Raw genomic sequence first — 18,074 nt, 5'->3', positions numbered from 1 at the left:
GGCTGGGGAGGAAGGATTCGAACCTTCGCATGCTGGAATCAAAATCCAGTGTCTTAACCGCTTGACGACTCCCCAACAAAGGGTTTGGCTGGGGAGGAAGGATTCGAACCTTCGCATGCTGGAATCAAAATCCAGTGTCTTAACCGCTTGACGACTCCCCAACTTACTAAATCATATGAAATAGAGGATGAATATCTAATCCTTCCACACAATAAGCCTCATATGATTGAGAAACCTGTTGGTAAATTGTATTTGCTTCTTGATGAGATTCACTTGCTATAAACAAACAAGCCCCGGAACCGGTCATTAATGCACAACCATATTGGGATAACTCAGTATAAGCCTTCCAAACTTCAGGATATTCCTGAAACACAACCGCTTGCATATCATTTTGAAACGGCTGTAACGATTGGAAAGTCGGCATTATGCTGGGTTTGGAATCCCGTGTCAAGCATTCATGTGCAAAAATTTTAGCGGTTGCCACATGGACGGGGGGCTTAACGACAACATACCACTGTTTAGGGACATCTATTTCAGCCAGCTTCTCGCCCACGCCTTTGGCAAAAGCACTTCTGCCAAAAATAAAAAAAGGAACATCTGCACCAAGACTTACGCCTAAATCAATCAGTTGCTGCCTACTCAAACCACATTGCCACCATTGGTTTAAAACCATTAAAACCGTGGCTGCATCAGAGCTGCCGCCGCCTAAGCCTCCGCCGGTCGGAATCACTTTATCCAACCAGATTTCGACGCCGCGCGGTACGCTTGCATATGGCAGTAATAATTTAGCCGCCCGATAAGTCAAGTCTTGCTCAGGTTCAAGCCCTTCAACCGGTGTATGCAGAATAATCTGCCCATCAGTACGCATTTTCAGATGAACGGTATCATATAAGCCGATCAAACAGAAAATACTTTCCAAATTATGATAACCATCGCTTCTGCGGCCGGTAATCCTCAAATCCAAATTTAATTTAGCCGGCGCAGGAAAGGCTTGGATTTCCTCTGAAACTGACATGGCATCCTCTATTTGCGTGCTACGCATCGGGTTTGTCCATTCTTATCCAAAGAGTGATTTACTGTATCGAACACCAAGCGGATATTAAACTTGGCATTCTCAAGTTGAAGCATTTTGGGCTGTCCTGAACTATTTAAAGTACGCGATATTGTCCAGTCAAACTGCTCCAGACGGCCATCAGGCAGGATTTTGTATGGCGCATTGGCAACGCGTTTACCATCAGCCCAAATATGCAGATATTGAACCGGCAAAGCAAAGCCTAAAAGCTGTCTGCTCAATTCCTCAGCCGTTTCCGCCTGATAAACCTTACCCTTACTGTCTACTGCCAATACGCCTTCGCTATCTTGACACAGCTGGCCAACGGTATTGCCCAATGGTGTATTCACATCAATGGTTTGAACCGCGTTCTGATAAGTCCAGTCAAAATTGGCATAAGAGCCTTTTCCTTCCACTTTGACAGCCAATCGGCCATCCGCACTAAAATCCTGCACCTGCTCTGCTGCTTGCCAACTGTTTTGCTGAGGTAAGTTTGGCTGCGCACAAGCAGCTAAAAGCAATAAGGCTGCAACCGATGATAATTGTTTTAAATTCATGGATATTCCTTCATAGGCCGTCTGAAATCAAACGCTTTTCAGACGGCCTTTCGGTTTTATTTGTGTTTTTGAGTATGCGGTTTGCTGGGCGTTATACCGAATTTGGACATTGTCTCTTTTAATACCCGAAGATTGCTTCCGTGCTTCAAACCGTCATTCCAGATTTCTTTGGCCTTGTCTTGGTCTCCAAGCGTCCATAGGACTTCGCCCAAATGCGCGGCGACTTCGGCTTCAGGTTCTTTTTCATAGGCATATTGGATATACGGCAAAGCCATTTGGGCATCGCCTTTAAGATAATAAGCCCAACCTACACTGTCATTAATTGCTGCGCTTTCCGGATCCATTTGATAGGCCGTCTGAACCATTTTGAAAGCCTCGTCCAAATCCTTGCCGTTGGACAGCAAGGTATAGCCCAAAGCATTCCAACCGTGCGGATTGTCCGGATACAGCTCTACCACTCGACGCAAATCGGCAATCGCCTTGCCTGGCTGGTTCAGCTTTTCATAAACCATCGAACGCTGATACAGCACATTGGCAAGTAGCTCGGGAGAAGCTTGGGTTTTCAAGGATTTTTCTGTGGAATTTACCAAGCTGTTCAAAGCGTTCAACGATTCTTGAAGATTGGTGTTTTTAGACAATACGAACAAAGCCGTATTCAGCAAATCCTTAGCTTCAAAATAATGTCCTCTTTGCTCGGGCATTTTTTGTGCGCGTTGTACCAATGCCCAAGCCTCTTTATGGTTACCCTGTTTGGCTTCGATAGAAGCGGCCAAAATGGTTTTATCAAACGTATAAGCCGTAGCCGTTACCTTATCCAGCCATTGTTTGGCTTTGGTTAATTCTTCAACATCATTATAAGAAACCGCGCCAATCAACGCCGCACGGCTGCGCTGCTCTTCCGTACCGGCTTTATAAGCCTTTTCCAGATAGCTGTTTACCGCAGAAATATTTTCCGTCTTGCTGGCGGACAATAAGGCGGCCTGAATATACAAATCAGGGTTAGGATTTTCTTCCAACAAAGTCTGCAAACGCTTAAAAGCCTTATCATTTTGGCCATGGGCGATCAAATTGGCGATATCCAATTCCTGCCAAATCGGAGATAAGGTTTTGGTGTCTGTCTCTTTGAAAAAGCCGTCCAGAATATCAGGATGCCGTTGCGCTATCAGACGCAGGGTAACAAAAGTCGGCGGCAGAATTTCGTTGTCCAACTTGGCCAAGCGTTGCAATGCGGCAATGGCATGTTTCTTTTGACCGTCTTTTGCACTAAAAATTGCATCCGCAATCGCCGCTTCAGGGAAGTCTTTATAATTTAATGCCGTTTTATGCACCTGTTTGACCGCATCACTAGTCAGATTCGACTGTTGGGCTGCGGTTTGTGCCAAAAGCAGGAACACGCGCTTTTGCTCATCTTCGCTACCGCCGGCAATCACCTTATCCAATCCGCTCAAATTTTTATCGGCTTTGCCCAGCAGCAAATTGCGCAACCAAGTCATACGCTTTTGTGTTTCACCAGGCTCCGGCTCGATTTCTCGCCATTTTTGATAAATGGCTTCAGCCTGTTCAAAGGCATTTAAAGAAACCGCCATCTCCAAAGCGCGTTCGGCCACTTCGGGAGATTTGGTGCGATGCAACGTCAAAATATAAGTAAACAGTGCAGAAGCCGCATCGCCCTTTTGCAGGGCTAGTTCTGAATTTAACAAAGTAAAAACCTGCGAGGTACGGTTTTGTATGCCCAACAGACGTATCCGTTCCTGTTCGCGCTCTTCAGGAGAAAAACGGTCGGCGCGGCTTTTCTTTTTGATAATCTTAGCCGATTCAAAAACAGCCTTTGAATCGCCGGGCGCGGCAAAAGTTTGTGTAGCAAACAACATCATGACAGCCGCAGCTGCTACTCGAATACGGGATGGGGAAAACAACATAACTATCCTTTTTGAGATCCTGCCGGCATTTTCAGACGGCCTAAGCACTTGCAGAACAGATGCAAAGCTTTATTTATCATTCAGGCATAACTGTAACACACGCACCCTATTTTGTTGACACGGTAACCGTAAACCTTGTGTAATCCTCATCTGCATAAAACGATCAGCGCTAAAAATGAATACCGACCAACTTATCCACTTCCTAACTCAAGCTTCACGCTTCAGCAGCCGTATGCAAGCAGAGCGCAATCAATTAGTTACCGCCCAAACGGTCAAAGAAGCAGCCGTTTTGGTCGGCATTGCCTTGCATGAAGGTGCGTGGCAAATCTTACTGACCAAAAGGGCCGAGACCTTAAGGCAGCACACAGGACAAATCGCCTTTGCCGGCGGGCGCAAAGATGTTCAAGACGACAGCCTAACGGCAACGGCGTTAAGAGAAGCATATGAAGAAACCGCCATTCCGATTACCGCATGGCAAACTTTTGCACCGCTACCCTTTTATGACACGCCTTCCTGCTACCGTGTTACGCCTGTTCCGGCAATTTGCACCCAGCCCATCAACCCAAAAGCAAATCCCGATGAAGTAGCAGAAATTTTTTATCTGCCTTTGGACTTCACCTTAAACCTGCAAAACTACACATTCCGCCAGCTTCATCACAACAATCAAACCCTCGCCCTCCCCGCCCTGCCTTTCCGACACTACGACATTTGGGGGCTGACAGCCATCATCCTATATGGACTGGCAGAACGTTATCAGCAATATTGCCAAGCTTTTAAATAAGGCAAGGCCGTCTGAAAACCAATATTCAGACGGCCTTGTTTGATCAATCCTCTTTATGCAGCTTCTTCATAGCATTCGACAAATTCTCCAAACCATTTCATCTCATCGCGCAGGGCAACCACTTCGCCAATTACCATTAAAGCCGGACGCTCTGCTTCGGCAGCCAACAAGCCCAAATCTTTCAGACGGCCTGTCCGCACGGTTTGATTGGGTAAAGTGCCATTAGAAATCACGGCAACGGGCGTAGAAGGCTGCCTGCCATAAGCCATTAGTTTTCCCGCAATCTCAGCCGCTTTAAGCGTGCCCATATAGATTACCAGCGTTTGACGGCTTAAAGCCAAAGTCTGCCAATCAGGCTGATTGCCCTCGTGTTTGCTGTGGCCGGTCACAAATAAAGCACTTTGGGCGCAATCGCGATGGGTTAACGGAATACCGGCATAAGCAGTAGCTCCAAGTGCAGCAGTAATGCCCGGCACAATGCGGTAGGCAATTCCGGCCTGATGCAGGGTTTGCACTTCCTCCCCGCCGCGCCCGAAAACAAAAGGATCGCCGCCTTTTAACCTTACCACACGCTCGCCTTTTTGAGCGTGTTCAACCAATAGACGGTTGGTTTCTTCCTGCTGAACATGGTGCGCACCGGCGCGTTTGCCCACGCTGATTTTCACCGCATCTTTGCGTACCATCGCCAAAATCTCATCCGACACCAAAGCATCGTAAAACACCGTATCCGCAGCCTGTATCGCCTGCAAAGCATGTATGGTCAGCAAGCCCGGATCGCCCGGCCCTGCACCCACCAAAACCACTTCGCCGCCAAACGGCGTTTCCTGATTCAACTGAGTTATCAACTCGCGTTCTGCCGCTTCGATATTGTTTTGAGCCGCAAAAATACTGAAACGGCTGTCGAACAACTTTTCCCAAAAATAACGGCGTCGTTCGACATGATGAATAGTCTGTTTAACCTTTTCGCGCCATTTTCCTGCAATACGCGCCATCGTACCCGTATGCAGCGGAATCAATGTTTCAATAATCTGCCGCCATTTACGCGCCAATACAGGCGCAGTACCGCCGCTGGATATGGCTATCTTCAACGGTCCTCTATCCACCACAGCAGGCACAATAAATGAACACAAATCCGCCGTATCCACCGTATTGCACAATTTTGCCTGTCGCTCCGCTGCTTCAAAAATACGGCGGTTAAACCCATCATCATCCGTCGCCGCAATAACGAAATACACCTCGTCCAACATGGCTTCTTCAAACAAGCCGCCCAGCCAAACTATTTTTTCTTCAACCGCCCATTGCTGAAACTGCGGATTCAAAGTTTCCGCAACAACACGCAAGCGCGCTCCGGCAGACAACAGACTTTCCGCCTTGCGTTCGGCAACCTTGCCCGCGCCTGCCAGTAAAACAGGACGGTCTCTCAAATCGGCAAACAAAGGATAATGGCTCATGGTCGTGCTCTTGCTTTATCAATGATTGTCCGCCGATATTAAAGGCCGTCTGAAAAAATAGGAAAGAATGGTTTCTGATTTTCTTATGGTGTTTGGTTATATACCTGCCACAACAAAATAAGTTATAGCGGCAAACATAAAACAGGAGCAGAAAATTTCAAAATAAATGATTGGAAAATAGTGTAACGATATAAAAATTCATTTTTTAACAAATATATTGCGCTCTCTTCATTTTTCAGACGGCCTTTGCCTGCGTATAATATCGGTCTATTTACAATTCAAACGAGCTTAGCCCAGCCATGACCGAATCCATCCGCCTGCCCGCTTCCACACTCAAGCCCTCCATCGTTGCCCTGCCTGGTTCCAAAAGCATCAGCAACCGCACGTTGCTCTTGGCAGCACTCTCCGACAACGTTTGCGAAATCCATTCTTTGCTCAAATCCGACGATACCGACCGAATGCTTGAAGCACTCGACAAACTCGGCGTACACATTGAATCTTTACCTGAAGGCCGTCTGAAAATTCATGGCACCGGAGGCCGCTTTCCCAACCAAACTGCCGATTTGTTTTTAGGCAACGCCGGTACGGCATTCCGCCCTTTGACTGCCGCGCTTGCCATTTTGGGAGGCGACTATCATCTGCATGGCGTGCCGCGTATGCACGAACGCCCCATCGGCGATTTGGTGGATGCGCTACGCATTGCAGGTGCAGACGTACAATATCTGGGCAATGAAAACTATCCGCCGCTTCAGATCGGCAAACACCAAGACAACGGCGAGCGCATTATTCCGATTAAAGGCAATGTGTCCAGCCAATTCCTGACCGCCCTATTGATGGCTTTGCCGTTGACCGGACAAGCATTTGAAATCCACATGGTAGGTGAGTTGATTTCCAAACCTTATATCGACATCACGCTCAAGCTGATGGCGCAGTTTGGTGTGGACATCATCAATGAAGACTACCGTGTATTTAAAATCCCGGCCGGTGCAAAATATCATGCGCCCGAACATTTATATGTAGAAGGCGATGCCTCCAGCGCGTCTTATTTCTTGGGCGCAGGCCTGATTGCGGGTACACCCATCCGCGTAACCGGTATCGGCGCACACAGCATCCAAGGCGACGTTGCCTTTGTGCGCGAACTGGAGAAAATCGGCGCGGATGTCATTTGGGGCAAAAATTTTGTTGAAATTTCCCGTCCTGCCGAGCGCAATATTCAGGCTTTTGATTTAGATGCCAACCATATTCCAGACGCGGCCATGACTCTGGCCATTATTGCACTGGCCACCAAACAGCCCTGCACCCTGCGCAATATCGGCTCATGGCGCGTCAAAGAAACCGACCGTATCGCCGCCATGGCAACCGAACTGCGCAAACTGGGTGCAGAAGTCGTTGAAGAAGCCGAAGCCATCCATATTACGCCGCCCGAAACACTTACCCCCGATGCCGTCATCGATACTTATGATGACCACCGCATGGCCATGTGTTTCTCACTGGCTTCGCTTTTGGGCGTTCCCGTCATCATCAACGACCCGAAATGTACGCATAAAACTTTCCCCGACTATTTCCAAGTTTTTGCATCATTAACCAACTGATTGATTATTCAAAGTTTCAGACGGCCTGTTGCATACAAAAAACACAGGTCGTCTGAAAAATAAAAATAAAACTATACTTTTTCTTAATTTATGCGATAATAGCTAAATAAATTCTTAGCGATTCATATTTCCTTTCGGAGAGAAAACATGTCAGACGAAAAAAGCAAAGCCTTAGCCGCCGCCCTTGCCCAAATCGAAAAAAACTTCGGCAAAGGCTCCATCATGAAAATGGACGGCAGCCAACAGGAAGAAAACCTTGATGTTATTTCCACCGGCTCCCTCGGCGTGGACTTGGCACTCGGCGTTGGCGGTCTGCCCCGCGGCCGCGTGGTTGAAATTTTCGGCCCGGAATCCTCCGGTAAAACCACACTCTGTCTCGAAGCCATTGCTCAATGCCAAAAAAATGGCGGCATCTGCGCATTCATCGATGCCGAGCATGCTTTTGACCCGATTTACGCCCGCAAACTCGGCGTAAAAGTCGAAGAACTCTATCTCTCCCAACCGGATACCGGCGAACAGGCATTGGAAATCTGCGATACCTTGGTACGTTCCGGCGGTATCGATATGGTCGTTGTCGACTCCGTAGCCGCACTTGTGCCTAAAGCCGAGATCGAAGGCGAAATGGGCGACAGCCACGTCGGCCTGCAAGCCCGCCTGATGAGCCAAGCCCTGCGCAAACTGACCGGCCACATCAAACGCACCAATACATTGGTTGTTTTCATCAACCAAATCCGTATGAAAATCGGCGTGATGTTCGGCAGTCCTGAAACCACGACCGGCGGTAACGCGCTCAAATTCTACGCCTCCGTCCGCCTCGATATCCGCCGTACCGGTCAGATTAAAAAAGGCGATGACGTGATTGGTAACGAAACCAAAGTCAAAGTCATCAAAAACAAAGTTGCGCCTCCGTTCCGTCAAGCCGAATTCGATATTCTTTACGGCGAAGGCATCAGCTGGGAAGGCGAATTGATTGATCTGGGCGTCAAACATGACATCGTTGAAAAATCCGGTGCATGGTACAGCTACAACGGTGCAAAAATCGGCCAAGGTAAAGACAATGTACGCGTTTGGTTGAAAGAAAATCCTGATATCGCCAACGAAATCGATGCCAAAATCCGTGCGGCAGTCGGTATCAATGTCGATATCACCGAAGGCAAATTGGACGATACCGACGGCGAACGTCCTGAGGAATAAGTCTGTTTGAAATTAAAGGTCGAAAAAGACCAAATAAAAGGCCGTCTGAAATCCGACCATTAATCGGATTTCAGACGGCCTTTTATTCAATACTGCTTAAAGCCCTAATGCCTGAGCGTGAAACTCAATATGCGAATCGATAAAGCTGGCAATAAAGAAATAGTCATGCCCATAGCCCAGGCGTACTTTATATTGGATATTGAAACCTTTTTCGCGTGCTGAGCGGACAAACACTTCCGGTTGCAGGACTTCAGGATACAAAGCATCTTCACTGCCGACATCAATCAAAACAGGCAATTTATGCGATGCCGTCTGAATCAGCTCGGTACTGTCATAGTGTTTCCATGTTTCTACGTTTTGCCCCAAATAAGCTGAAAATGCCTGCCTGCCGCCTTCCGTATCGATAGGATGACATAAAGGCGCAAAGGCTGAAACCGCAGCATATCGGCCGGGATGGTTCAAAGCCAAATGCAGTGCGCCATGCCCGCCCATGCTGAAACCTGCAATGCTGCGCTCCTGCGTTACCGGGAAATGATGCTCGATCAAATCAGGCAATTCTTGGCTGATATAGCTTTCCATTTGGTAATGCTGCGCCCAAGGTGCTTCAGTTGCATTGACATAAAATCCGGCACCCTGTCCAAGATAATGTTCCTCACTGTCGGCAACATGCTGACCGCGTGGCGAGGTATCCGGAAAAGCCACAATAATATTCCATTGTGCCGCAAAACGTTGGATTCCGCTTTGCCGAACCAATTCAGAACCATCACTATTTAAGCCGGAAAGAAAATATAAAACAGGCGCGGGATAGCCTTTTAAGACTTGTGGCGGCAGATAAACATCAAATACCATATCCGTCCGGCAGGTTTGAGAAAAGTGGCGGTACCGTTCCTGATGCCCGTTAAACATCTTTCTGCATTCCAGCAAATGCAATTCTGAATTTTTCATTTTATTCCTTGTAGGGAAGCAACAATAAGCAGAATGTTAGCGCAAAACCTGCCCATCGTGTTGTTACCCCATCCTTTTAAGTCAACCCAATCTGCTTTAAACAAGGCTTGCCAATCATGCGAAATCATTACGCCGACAGCATTTAAAATCTATACACAATCTCTGTGGATAAATCTGTTGATAAGCTTTGGGTAATCGTAAAATTTTCTTTAGGAACAAACCAAGTCTTAAATTGACTAAAATTTAATCAAATAAAATATAATAAAATCAAGTAGTTATATTTATAAGATTTTACTATAATCATACAGTGAAAATTTATAGGTAAAACAAGGTTATGCGGCTTTGTGCATAAATTAGGGTTGACATCCCTAAAAATCGCCCCGAATCAAAAGCTGCGTAAAACAACGGTCGATTTCATCAGATGCCATTCAAAAGACACGCGGCCATACATTTTGCGTTACAATACGCACTTATTTTTAAGAAAGAAAAATACGCCATGAAAGCCTCCCAGTTCTTCATTTCTACCCTTAAAGAAGCCCCTGCCGAAGCCGCACTTGCCAGCCACAAGCTGATGATTCGTGCCGGCCTGATCAAAGCCAACGCATCCGGTCTTTATACTTGGATGCCGATGGGTCTGCGTGTATTGCGCAAAGTTGAAAATATCGTGCGTGAAGAAATGGCTCGCGCGGGTAGCGTGGAGCTGCTGATGCCGGTGGTACAACCTGCCGAACTGTGGCAGGAATCCGGCCGCTGGGAGTTTTATGGTAAAGAACTGCTGCGTCTGAAAGACCGTCATGACCGTGATTTCTGTATGGGTCCGACTTGTGAAGAAGTGATTGCCGACATCGTGCGCAAAGAAGTCAACAGCTACAAACAACTGCCAAAAAACTTTTACCACATCCAAACCAAATTCCGCGATGAAGTACGTCCGCGCTTCGGTGTGATGCGTGCGCGCGAGTTCGTCATGAAAGATGCTTATTCCTTCCATGCCGACTATGCCTCGCTTCAGACGACCTATCAAGATATGTACGACGCTTATTGCCGTATCTTCACCCGTTTGGGTTTGGAATTCCGTCCTGTTGCTGCGGATACCGGCAGCATCGGCGGTACCGGCTCTCACGAATTCCAAGTATTGGCTGAAAGCGGCGAAGACGTTATTGCATATAGCGACACTTCTGATTACGCCGCCAATATCGAGCTGGCGCCTACCTTGCCGCTCAAAGGCGAACGCGCTGTCGCTCAGGCTGAATTGACCAAAGTACATACACCAAACGTCAAAACCATTGAGTCTTTGGTTGAATTCCTGAATATTCCGGTTGAACAAACCCTCAAATCCATTGTGGTTGAAGGCGAAAACGAAGGCGAACTCGTCCTGCTGCTGTTGCGTGGCGACCATGAGTTTAACGACATCAAGGCAGAAAAACTGGTCGGCGTGAAATCGCCACTGACCATGGCAAGCCCTGCAGCGATTGTTAAACAGTTCGGCGCAAACGGCGGCTCTCTCGGCCCTGTTAACTTCAAAGGTAAAGTCTATGCCGATTTTGCAACCGAAAAAGGTGCAGACTGGGTTATCGGCGCGAACGAAGACGACTACCACTATACCGGCTTCAACTTCGGCCGAGATGCTGCCGAGCCTGAATTTGTCGATTTGCGCAATGTCATCGAAGGCGATATCAGCCCTGACGAACAAGGCCGTCTGAAACTGGCGCGCGGTATTGAAGTCGGCCACGTTTTCCAATTGCGCGACAAATATACCCAAGCCATGAATGTCAGCTTCTTGGACAATAACGGCAAATCCCAAATCATGGAAATGGGCTGCTACGGTATCGGTATTACCCGCGTTGTTGCCGCCGCCATCGAGCAAAACAATGATGAAAAAGGCATTGTTTGGACCAAAGCAATGGCGCCGTTTGAAGTCGTTATCGTGCCGATGAACTACAAAAAATCAGAAACCGTACGCGAAGCCGCCGACAAAATCTATGCCGAGCTTTTGGCTGCCGGTGCAGATGTATTGTTGGATGACCGCGACGAACGTGCAGGCGTATTGCTGAATGACTCCGAGCTGTTGGGTATTCCTCACCGCATTGTAATCGGCGATCGCGCCTTAAAAGAAGGCAATGTTGAATATGCCGAGCGCCGTGACAATCAGGCTCAAGCCGTTGCAGTATCAGAAGTTGTTGCCAAGGTTTTGGCCGCATTGAACGCTTAAGTTTTTTCAATTATGAAAAGGCCGTCTGAAACCGATCATCTCATTTCAGACGGCCTTTTTCTGTTTTAATAAATAATGTTTTTTCCGTAGCTCTCTAATATTTCTTTGATTTTCAAAATGGTTTCTTTAGGCGGCGGATGTACGCCTTTTAATTTGTATTCGTCGCCGCACAAAGCCCATTTGTGTGCGCCCAATTCGTGATACGGCAAAAGCTCGACCATTTCGACATTATCCATATCACCGATAAACTCGCCCAATAAATGTGCTGAACGCTCATCATCGGTATAACCAGGAACAACCACATAACGAATCCGCGTCGGCTGATTGCGTTCGGCAAGATAACGCGCAAATTTCAGCGTTTTGGTATTTGGAATACCGACAAGCACTTTATGAATTTCAGGATCGATTTGTTTTAAGTCGAGCATGACCAAATTGGTATGATCTAGCAAATCATCCAAAATCGAATCATAGTGCAAAGCATAGCCATTACTGTCGAGACAGGTATGGATATCGTGTTCCCGGCAGGCCGTAAACCAATCGCGTACAAACTCATATTGCAATAACGGCTCGCCGCCGGTTGCCGTTACACCTCCGCCTGTCGCACGCAGATAATGACGATAGGTCATGACCTGCTTCATCACGGTTGCCACATCCAATTCCTGCGCCTGCTCGGTATGCAAATCCCAAGTATCGCGATTATGACAATACAGGCAGCGCATCAGGCAACCTTGCAAAAAGAGCACGTAGCGCAAACCCGGACCATCGACAGCACCGCAAGATTCAATCGAATGAATAATACCTTTGCCGTTATAGTGACGGTGGCCAAGGTCTTTCAGTTCCGGCTCGGGGGTAATGGCAAAAGTCGTGGACATAGTGTTCGGCTCAAAAATGTTTTTGCTTATATGGATTGTACGATAATAAAGGCCGTCTGAACATTTCAGACGGCCTTGGAGCTTTGTTTCAAAACAAACCAAATGCAAATTTAGCTTCTGGTTTGTTTCGCCACCCGATTACATGGTTTCTGTGAATGTACGGGTAATCACGTCAAGCTGTTGTTCGCGGGTCAGCGAGTTGAAGCGAACCGCATAACCGGAAACACGAATGGTCAACTGCGGATATTTCTCCGGATTGTGCATCGCATCTTCCAAAGTCTCGCGATTCAATACGTTGACGTTCAAGTGTTGGCCGCCTTCCAAAATACCGTCTTCATGGTGGAAATAACCGTCCATCAAACCGGCAAGGTTGCGTTCGCGAGAATGCTCGTCTTTACCCAACGCGCCAGGAATAATGGAGAAGGTATAGGAAATACCGTCTTTAGCAAACTCAAATGGCAGTTTGGCTACGGAAGTCAATGAAGCGACTGCACCGTTGACATCACGACCGTGCATCGGGTTTGCACCCGGACCAAACGGAGCGCCAGCGCGGCGGCCATCTGGAGTATTACCGGTTTTCTTACCGTAAACAACGTTGGAAGTAATGGTCAGTACGGACTGAGTTGGAGTAGCGTTACGGTAAGTTTTGTGGGTCGCCACTTTTTTCATGAAACGTTCAACCAAATCGCAGGCGATGTCGTCCACGCGGTCGTCGTTGTTACCGAATTGTGGGTATTCGCCTTCGATTTCGAAGTCAACGGCAATGCCGTTTTCGTCGCGAATCGGTTTTACTTTGGCGTATTTAATGGCAGACAAAGAGTCGGCAGCCACAGACAGACCGGCGATACCGCATGCCATCGTACGTTTCACGTCACGATCATGCAGCGCCATCAACGCGGCTTCGTAGCTGTATTTGTCGTGCATGTAGTGAATAATGTTCAGCGCGGTAACGTATTGGGTTGCCAACCAATCCATGAATTTGTCCATGCGCTCAAAGACAGTGTCGTAGTCCAAAACTTCGTCCATAATCGGCTCGGTTTTCGGACCAACTTGCTCTTTAGATTTTTCATCCACGCCGCCGTTGATTGCGTACAGCAGAGTTTTAGCCAAGTTAGCACGTGCGCCGAAGAACTGCATTTGTTTGCCGACCACCATCGGGCTGACGCAGCAGGCAATGGCGTAGTCGTCGCTATTGAAGTCAGGGCGCATCAAATCGTCGTTTTCGTATTGGATGGACGAAGTATCGATGGATACTTTGGCGCAGAATTCTTTAAAGCCTTGCGGCAGTTGTTCTGACCACAATACAGTGATGTTTGGCTCAGGAGACGGGCCCATGTTGTACAGGGTGTGCAGCACACGGAAGTTGGTGCGTGTTACCAAGGTACGGCCGTCCAAGCCCATGCCGCCGATAGATTCGGTTGCCCAAATCGGGTCGCCGGAGAAGAGTTGATCGTATTCCGGAGTGCGCAGGAAACGAACCATACGCAGTTTCATCACCAAGTGGTCAATAAATTCTTGCGCTTGGGTTTCGGTAATCACACCGTTTTTCAGGTCGCGTTCGATGTAGATATCCAAGAATGAAGATACACGGCCGAAGGACATCGCTGCGCCGTTTTGAGATTTAACGGCAGCGAGGTAGGCGAAGTAAGTCCATTGGATCGCTTCTTGTGCATTTTTTGCAGGGCCGGAAATATCGTAGCCGTAAGAAGCCGCCATTTCTTTCATTTGGTTCAATGCTTTATATTGCTCATTGATTTCTTCGCGGCGGCGGATCACTTCTTCCAAGTCCACACCGTTTTCCAAATCGGCTTGCAGTGAGTTGAACTGGTTGAGTTTGTCTTTCATCAAGAAGTCGATACCGTACAATGCCACACGACGGTAGTCGCCGATAATACGGCCGCGGCCATAAGCATCCGGCAGACCGGTAATCACGCCTGATTTACGGCAACGGCGGATGTCGGGTGTATAAACGTCAAACACGCCTTGGTTATGGGTTTTGCGGTATTTGGTGAAAATTTCGCTAACTTCGGGATTTAATTCAACGTTGTACACTTTGCACGCATCTTGTACCATTTTCAAACCGCCAAACGGCATGATAGAGCGTTTCAAAGGCTCGTCTGTTTGCAGGCCGACGATGGTTTCCAAATCTTTGTTGATGTAGCCCGGAGCGTGGCTGGTAATACCGGATATGATTTGCGCGTCGATTTTGTACGGCTCGTGCGTACGGTTTTCTACTTTAATTCCTTCCAATACGTCCGTCCACAGTTTGGTTGTGGCTTCGGTTGCAGGTGCCAAGAAAGAAGCATCGCCTTCATAAGGCGTGTAGTTTTTCTGAATAAAATCGCGAACATCTACGTTGATTTCCCAGTTACCGCCAGTAAAACCTTCCCAAGCGGTTGGACGTTGCTGAACATCATTTGACATATCAAGCTCCTAATTTTATTGAAAATATAGACCGTAAATTTTCTGAAAGGATAGCACTAATACCCTTCCATTTACAGGGGTTTTCTTGAAATAAAATTACAGACTAGCCTTTTCTTGACTTACATCAATGAGAATAATTGTTACTTAGCACTACATCTCGGTTTCCAAACACTTACGTTAAAAAACGGCGTAGAATACGAAATTCAGCCCTGAAGACAGACATCCTTCAGGGCTGAATTTTTATTGTATTTCATATCAAAGGCCGTCTGAAACATTCAGACGGCCTTTTATTCACTTAATCAATTAAGCAAACGGGTGGTGCAAAACGATGGTTTCTTCACGGTCAGGACCAGTTGAAACAATAGCCACAGGCGCACCGCACACTTCTTCAATCCGTTTCAGATAAGCTTTAGCGTTTTCAGGCAGCTTGTCGTACTCTTTCACACCGAAAGTCGACTCGCTCCAACCCGGCATGGTTTCGTAAATCGGTTTGCAGGTTTCTACCGCATCAGAGCCGCAAGGCAGAATGTCGGTTTTACTGCCATCAGGCAATTCATAGCCTACGCAGATATTGATGTTTTCAATACCGTCCATCACGTCCAGCTTGGTGATGCACATGCCGGAAATGCCGTTAACTTGAATAGAGCGTTTCAGAGCAGCCGCGTCAAACCAACCACAACGACGCGCACGACCGGTTACAGAACCGAACTCATGGCCGCGCTCAGCCAAACCTGCGCCCACTTCGTCAAACAATTCAGTCGGGAATGGGCCGGAACCCACGCGGGTGGTATAGGCTTTAACGATACCCAAAACGTAATCCAGCATTTGCGGACCTACGCCTGCACCGGCAGAAGCGGCACCAGCCAAGCAGTTGGAGGAAGTCACAAACGGATAAGTACCGTAGTCGATGTCCAGCAACGTACCTTGCGCGCCTTCAAACAACAGGCTTTCGCCTTTACGGTTTTTCTCGTTCAAAACACGGGAAACATCGGTAATCATCGGCGTAATGCGCGGTGCAACTTTTTCAATGACCGCCATCACGTCTTCAACTTTTACCGGCTCGGCATTGTGCAGGTGTTGCAACTGAACGTTGTAATAAGCCAAAACAGCTTCCAGTTTTTCAACCAGTTTTTCAGGGTGCAACAAGTCCACCACGCGAATCGCGCGACGGGCAACTTTATCTTCATAGGCTGGGCCGATGCCGCGACCGGTTGTACCAATTTTGCTTTTACCGCGGGAAGCTTCGCGAGCTTGGTCAAGCGCAATATGGTAAGGCAGAATCAATGGGCAGGTTGGCGCAATTTTCAGACGGCCTTCAACGTTTTTCACACCGGCAGCGTTCAATTCGTCGATTTCGCCCAACAATGCTTCAGGAGAAACCACAACACCTGAGCCGATGAAGCAGTCCAAAGTCTCATGCAAAATGCCGCTTGGAATCAGGCGCAAAATGGTTTTTTTGCCACCGACGACCAAAGTATGGCCGGCATTGTGGCCGCCTTGGAAACGTACTACACCGCTGGTTTCTTCCGCCAGCCAGTCAACAATCTTACCTTTGCCTTCATCACCCCATTGGGCACCGATTACGACAACATTTTTAGCCATAGCCATCTAACCTTATTTCAGATACAAAATTTCAAAATAAAACTTAATCATTCAAAGCGATTACTTTCCAAACACCGTCTACCTGTTTCAGACGGCCTGTAACCTCTTTCGAACCGTTATAGCCGATACCGTAATCGATAACGACACATTGTCCTTGTTCGCGCAAAGCATCTACCGCTTCTTGAGCCGCAGGCATGTCTTTTACATCGACAGCCACCACGGATTCCCGTCCGATAGCAGGAAGGCGGCCGATGAAGCTGCGCAAATCAAAACTGAATCCGGCTGCAGGACGCGCGCGCCCGAAGTATCCGCCCAATCCGTCATAACGGCCGCCGCGTGCCACGGCATCATGACGGTTTGAACCATAAGCCGCGTAAAGCAAACCGGTATGGTAATTGTCAACGCGCAGTTCCGACAAATCGATATGCACTTTTTGATTTGGGAACGCGTCGCATACTGCCTGCAATTCATCCAAAGCCGCACTGACTGCGGACAATTCCGGTAATTTCTCTCTAGCCAAAGTCAGCACTTCACGACCGCCGTAGAATCTAGGCAACAGTGAAAACGATTTTGCCCACATACCGTCAAGTTTCCACTCTTTGACCAACTGGCTGACAGCCTCGGCATCTTTGTCCTGCATCAATGACAGCAGGATTACCGATTGCTGCTCATCCAAATGCGCGGCATTTGCTAAAGCACGGAATACGCCGATATGGCCTAATGAAAGCAAAACTTCGCCCATATCGGCAATCTTCATGCTTTTCAGCATCAAATCAATCAATTCGATATCCGCTTCAATGCCTTCCAAGCCGTACATTTCCGCACCCGCCTGCAAAGGTTCGCGCATATTGAGCAATCCGTCAGGACGCGCATGAAGCACCGAACCGGCATAGCATAAACGGTTGATGCCTTGGTTGGTGGAAAGCAAGTGGGCATCAATGCGCGCCACCTGCGGCGTAATATCCGCACGGATACCGAGCTGGCGGCCGCTGAGCTGATCGACGACCAAAATGGTTTTCAAAGACAAACCGGCATCGATATGCGTCAATAAGGAATGGCTGTATTCCATCAATGGCGGTTGCACCAATTCATAACCATGCACGCGGAACAAAGCCAATAGCCGCTCACGGGCGCTTTCTAGTTGTCGGGCATTGGTCGGTAACACGTCGGCAACGTGTTCAGGAAGCTGCCAAGACTTCATGAGAATCTACCTCTGTTTTTTGTAAACATAAAGGGCTGCTTAAATTTAAAACCAAATCAGCCTGACGACTGAAATTTTCCTGAATGCATCAATAGCAAATCCGATGCAGCTTCAACAAAACTGATTTTAAATTTAAACAGCCCCTGAGTAACGGCTTCAAACCGTCGAGTTATTAAAATCAGACTTTACCATATTAAAACGAATTTTGCACCCTGTTTACAGAGAGCGTAAAAAAACATTAAAAACAAAGGCCGTCTGAAAACCAAATGCATAGCT

The 18,074-nt window shown here is 47.8% G+C and carries 13 protein-coding genes and 2 tRNA genes; 4 read left to right on the top strand and 11 right to left on the bottom strand.

Features of this window, described 5'->3' with window-relative positions:
• Positions 1-2: 2 nt before the first annotated feature.
• From ACTHS4_RS04915 to ACTHS4_RS04895, 5 genes are all read right to left on the bottom strand, one after another.
• Positions 3-75: transfer RNA gene (locus tag ACTHS4_RS04915), tRNA-Gln, on the bottom strand.
• Positions 76-85: 10 nt separating this feature from the next.
• Positions 86-161: transfer RNA gene (locus ACTHS4_RS04910), tRNA-Gln, on the bottom strand.
• A 5-nt stretch (positions 162-166) separates the two neighbouring features.
• Positions 167-1,015: a 4-(cytidine 5'-diphospho)-2-C-methyl-D-erythritol kinase gene (ispE, locus tag ACTHS4_RS04905; protein WP_070827044.1), complete on the bottom strand. Its 849-nt coding sequence runs from the start codon at positions 1,013-1,015 to the stop codon at positions 167-169.
• An 8-nt stretch (positions 1,016-1,023) separates the two neighbouring features.
• Positions 1,024-1,608: a lipoprotein insertase outer membrane protein LolB gene (lolB, locus tag ACTHS4_RS04900; RefSeq protein ID WP_070826960.1), complete on the bottom strand. Its 585-nt coding sequence runs from the start codon at positions 1,606-1,608 to the stop codon at positions 1,024-1,026.
• 56 nt (positions 1,609-1,664) lie between these two features.
• On the bottom strand, positions 1,665-3,527 hold the full coding sequence (locus ACTHS4_RS04895) for a tetratricopeptide repeat protein (RefSeq protein ID WP_371460080.1): 1,863 nt from the start codon (positions 3,525-3,527) through the stop codon (positions 1,665-1,667).
• 175 nt (positions 3,528-3,702) lie between these two features.
• Here ACTHS4_RS04895 and ACTHS4_RS04890 point away from each other — a divergent pair, with 175 nt between their 5' ends.
• On the top strand, positions 3,703-4,308 hold the full coding sequence (locus ACTHS4_RS04890; RefSeq protein ID WP_070645732.1) for a CoA pyrophosphatase: 606 nt from the start codon (positions 3,703-3,705) through the stop codon (positions 4,306-4,308).
• Positions 4,309-4,361: 53 nt separating this feature from the next.
• Here the strand turns inward: ACTHS4_RS04890 and cysG are convergent, their stop codons facing one another.
• Complete coding sequence (gene cysG / locus ACTHS4_RS04885) at positions 4,362-5,759, bottom strand: siroheme synthase CysG (protein ID WP_070645730.1); 1,398 nt, start codon at positions 5,757-5,759, stop codon at positions 4,362-4,364.
• Between the two features lie 299 nt (positions 5,760-6,058).
• Here cysG and aroA point away from each other — a divergent pair, with 299 nt between their 5' ends.
• Entirely contained in the window at positions 6,059-7,351 is a 1,293-nt protein-coding gene (aroA, locus tag ACTHS4_RS04880) for a 3-phosphoshikimate 1-carboxyvinyltransferase (protein WP_070645728.1), read from the top strand.
• Between the two features lie 147 nt (positions 7,352-7,498).
• Complete coding sequence (gene recA, locus ACTHS4_RS04875; protein ID WP_003680794.1) at positions 7,499-8,545, top strand: recombinase RecA; 1,047 nt, start codon at positions 7,499-7,501, stop codon at positions 8,543-8,545.
• Positions 8,546-8,641: 96 nt separating this feature from the next.
• Here the strand turns inward: recA and fghA are convergent, their stop codons facing one another.
• The gene (gene fghA, locus ACTHS4_RS04870; protein WP_070826956.1) at positions 8,642-9,490 is read right to left on the bottom strand and encodes an S-formylglutathione hydrolase; all 849 of its coding nucleotides are present in this window, start codon (positions 9,488-9,490) and stop codon (positions 8,642-8,644) included.
• A gap of 496 nt (positions 9,491-9,986) precedes the next feature.
• Between fghA and ACTHS4_RS04865 the strand changes: the two genes are divergently transcribed.
• On the top strand, positions 9,987-11,699 hold the full coding sequence (locus ACTHS4_RS04865; protein WP_070827043.1) for a proline--tRNA ligase: 1,713 nt from the start codon (positions 9,987-9,989) through the stop codon (positions 11,697-11,699).
• Positions 11,700-11,764: 65 nt separating this feature from the next.
• On the opposite strand, the gene pflA is transcribed toward ACTHS4_RS04865, so the two are convergent.
• The 4 genes from pflA to ACTHS4_RS04845 form a co-directional block, all read right to left on the bottom strand.
• Positions 11,765-12,571, bottom strand: a complete 807-nt coding sequence (pflA, locus tag ACTHS4_RS04860) for a pyruvate formate lyase 1-activating protein (protein ID WP_070827042.1) — start codon at positions 12,569-12,571, stop codon at positions 11,765-11,767.
• A 138-nt stretch (positions 12,572-12,709) separates the two neighbouring features.
• The gene (gene pflB, locus ACTHS4_RS04855) at positions 12,710-14,995 is read right to left on the bottom strand and encodes a formate C-acetyltransferase (RefSeq protein ID WP_070826955.1); all 2,286 of its coding nucleotides are present in this window, start codon (positions 14,993-14,995) and stop codon (positions 12,710-12,712) included.
• Positions 14,996-15,298: 303 nt separating this feature from the next.
• Positions 15,299-16,597, bottom strand: coding sequence for an adenylosuccinate synthase (locus tag ACTHS4_RS04850; RefSeq protein ID WP_070585699.1), 1,299 nt, complete (start codon positions 16,595-16,597; stop codon positions 15,299-15,301).
• A gap of 43 nt (positions 16,598-16,640) precedes the next feature.
• The gene (locus tag ACTHS4_RS04845; RefSeq protein WP_070826954.1) at positions 16,641-17,798 is read right to left on the bottom strand and encodes an ATP phosphoribosyltransferase regulatory subunit; all 1,158 of its coding nucleotides are present in this window, start codon (positions 17,796-17,798) and stop codon (positions 16,641-16,643) included.
• Positions 17,799-18,074 lie beyond the last annotated feature (276 nt).

It is taken from the genome of Neisseria sp. P0014.S009, assembly GCF_051958155.1.
Taxonomy (GTDB): domain Bacteria; phylum Pseudomonadota; class Gammaproteobacteria; order Burkholderiales; family Neisseriaceae; genus Neisseria; species Neisseria flavescens_C.
This window is presented reverse-complemented; position numbering and strand designations above follow the sequence as displayed.

Excerpts from the sequence above, each read along its gene's own strand:
- fghA (WP_070826956.1), bottom strand. The coding sequence starts at position 9,490 with ATGAAAAATTCAGAATTGCATTTGCTGGAATGCAGAAAGATGTTTAAC.
- cysG (WP_070645730.1), bottom strand. The coding sequence starts at position 5,759 with ATGAGCCATTATCCTTTGTTTGCCGATTTGAGAGACCGTCCTGTTTTA.
- lolB (WP_070826960.1), bottom strand. The coding sequence starts at position 1,608 with ATGAATTTAAAACAATTATCATCGGTTGCAGCCTTATTGCTTTTAGCT.
- aroA (WP_070645728.1), top strand. The coding sequence starts at position 6,059 with ATGACCGAATCCATCCGCCTGCCCGCTTCCACACTCAAGCCCTCCATC.
- pflB (WP_070826955.1), bottom strand. The coding sequence starts at position 14,995 with ATGTCAAATGATGTTCAGCAACGTCCAACCGCTTGGGAAGGTTTTACT.
- ACTHS4_RS04845 (WP_070826954.1), bottom strand. The coding sequence starts at position 17,798 with ATGAAGTCTTGGCAGCTTCCTGAACACGTTGCCGACGTGTTACCGACC.
- pflA (WP_070827042.1), bottom strand. The coding sequence starts at position 12,571 with ATGTCCACGACTTTTGCCATTACCCCCGAGCCGGAACTGAAAGACCTT.
- ACTHS4_RS04895 (WP_371460080.1), bottom strand. The coding sequence starts at position 3,527 with ATGTTGTTTTCCCCATCCCGTATTCGAGTAGCAGCTGCGGCTGTCATG.
- ACTHS4_RS04890 (WP_070645732.1), top strand. The coding sequence starts at position 3,703 with ATGAATACCGACCAACTTATCCACTTCCTAACTCAAGCTTCACGCTTC.
- ispE (WP_070827044.1), bottom strand. The coding sequence starts at position 1,015 with ATGTCAGTTTCAGAGGAAATCCAAGCCTTTCCTGCGCCGGCTAAATTA.
- ACTHS4_RS04865 (WP_070827043.1), top strand. The coding sequence starts at position 9,987 with ATGAAAGCCTCCCAGTTCTTCATTTCTACCCTTAAAGAAGCCCCTGCC.
- recA (WP_003680794.1), top strand. The coding sequence starts at position 7,499 with ATGTCAGACGAAAAAAGCAAAGCCTTAGCCGCCGCCCTTGCCCAAATC.
- ACTHS4_RS04850 (WP_070585699.1), bottom strand. The coding sequence starts at position 16,597 with ATGGCTAAAAATGTTGTCGTAATCGGTGCCCAATGGGGTGATGAAGGC.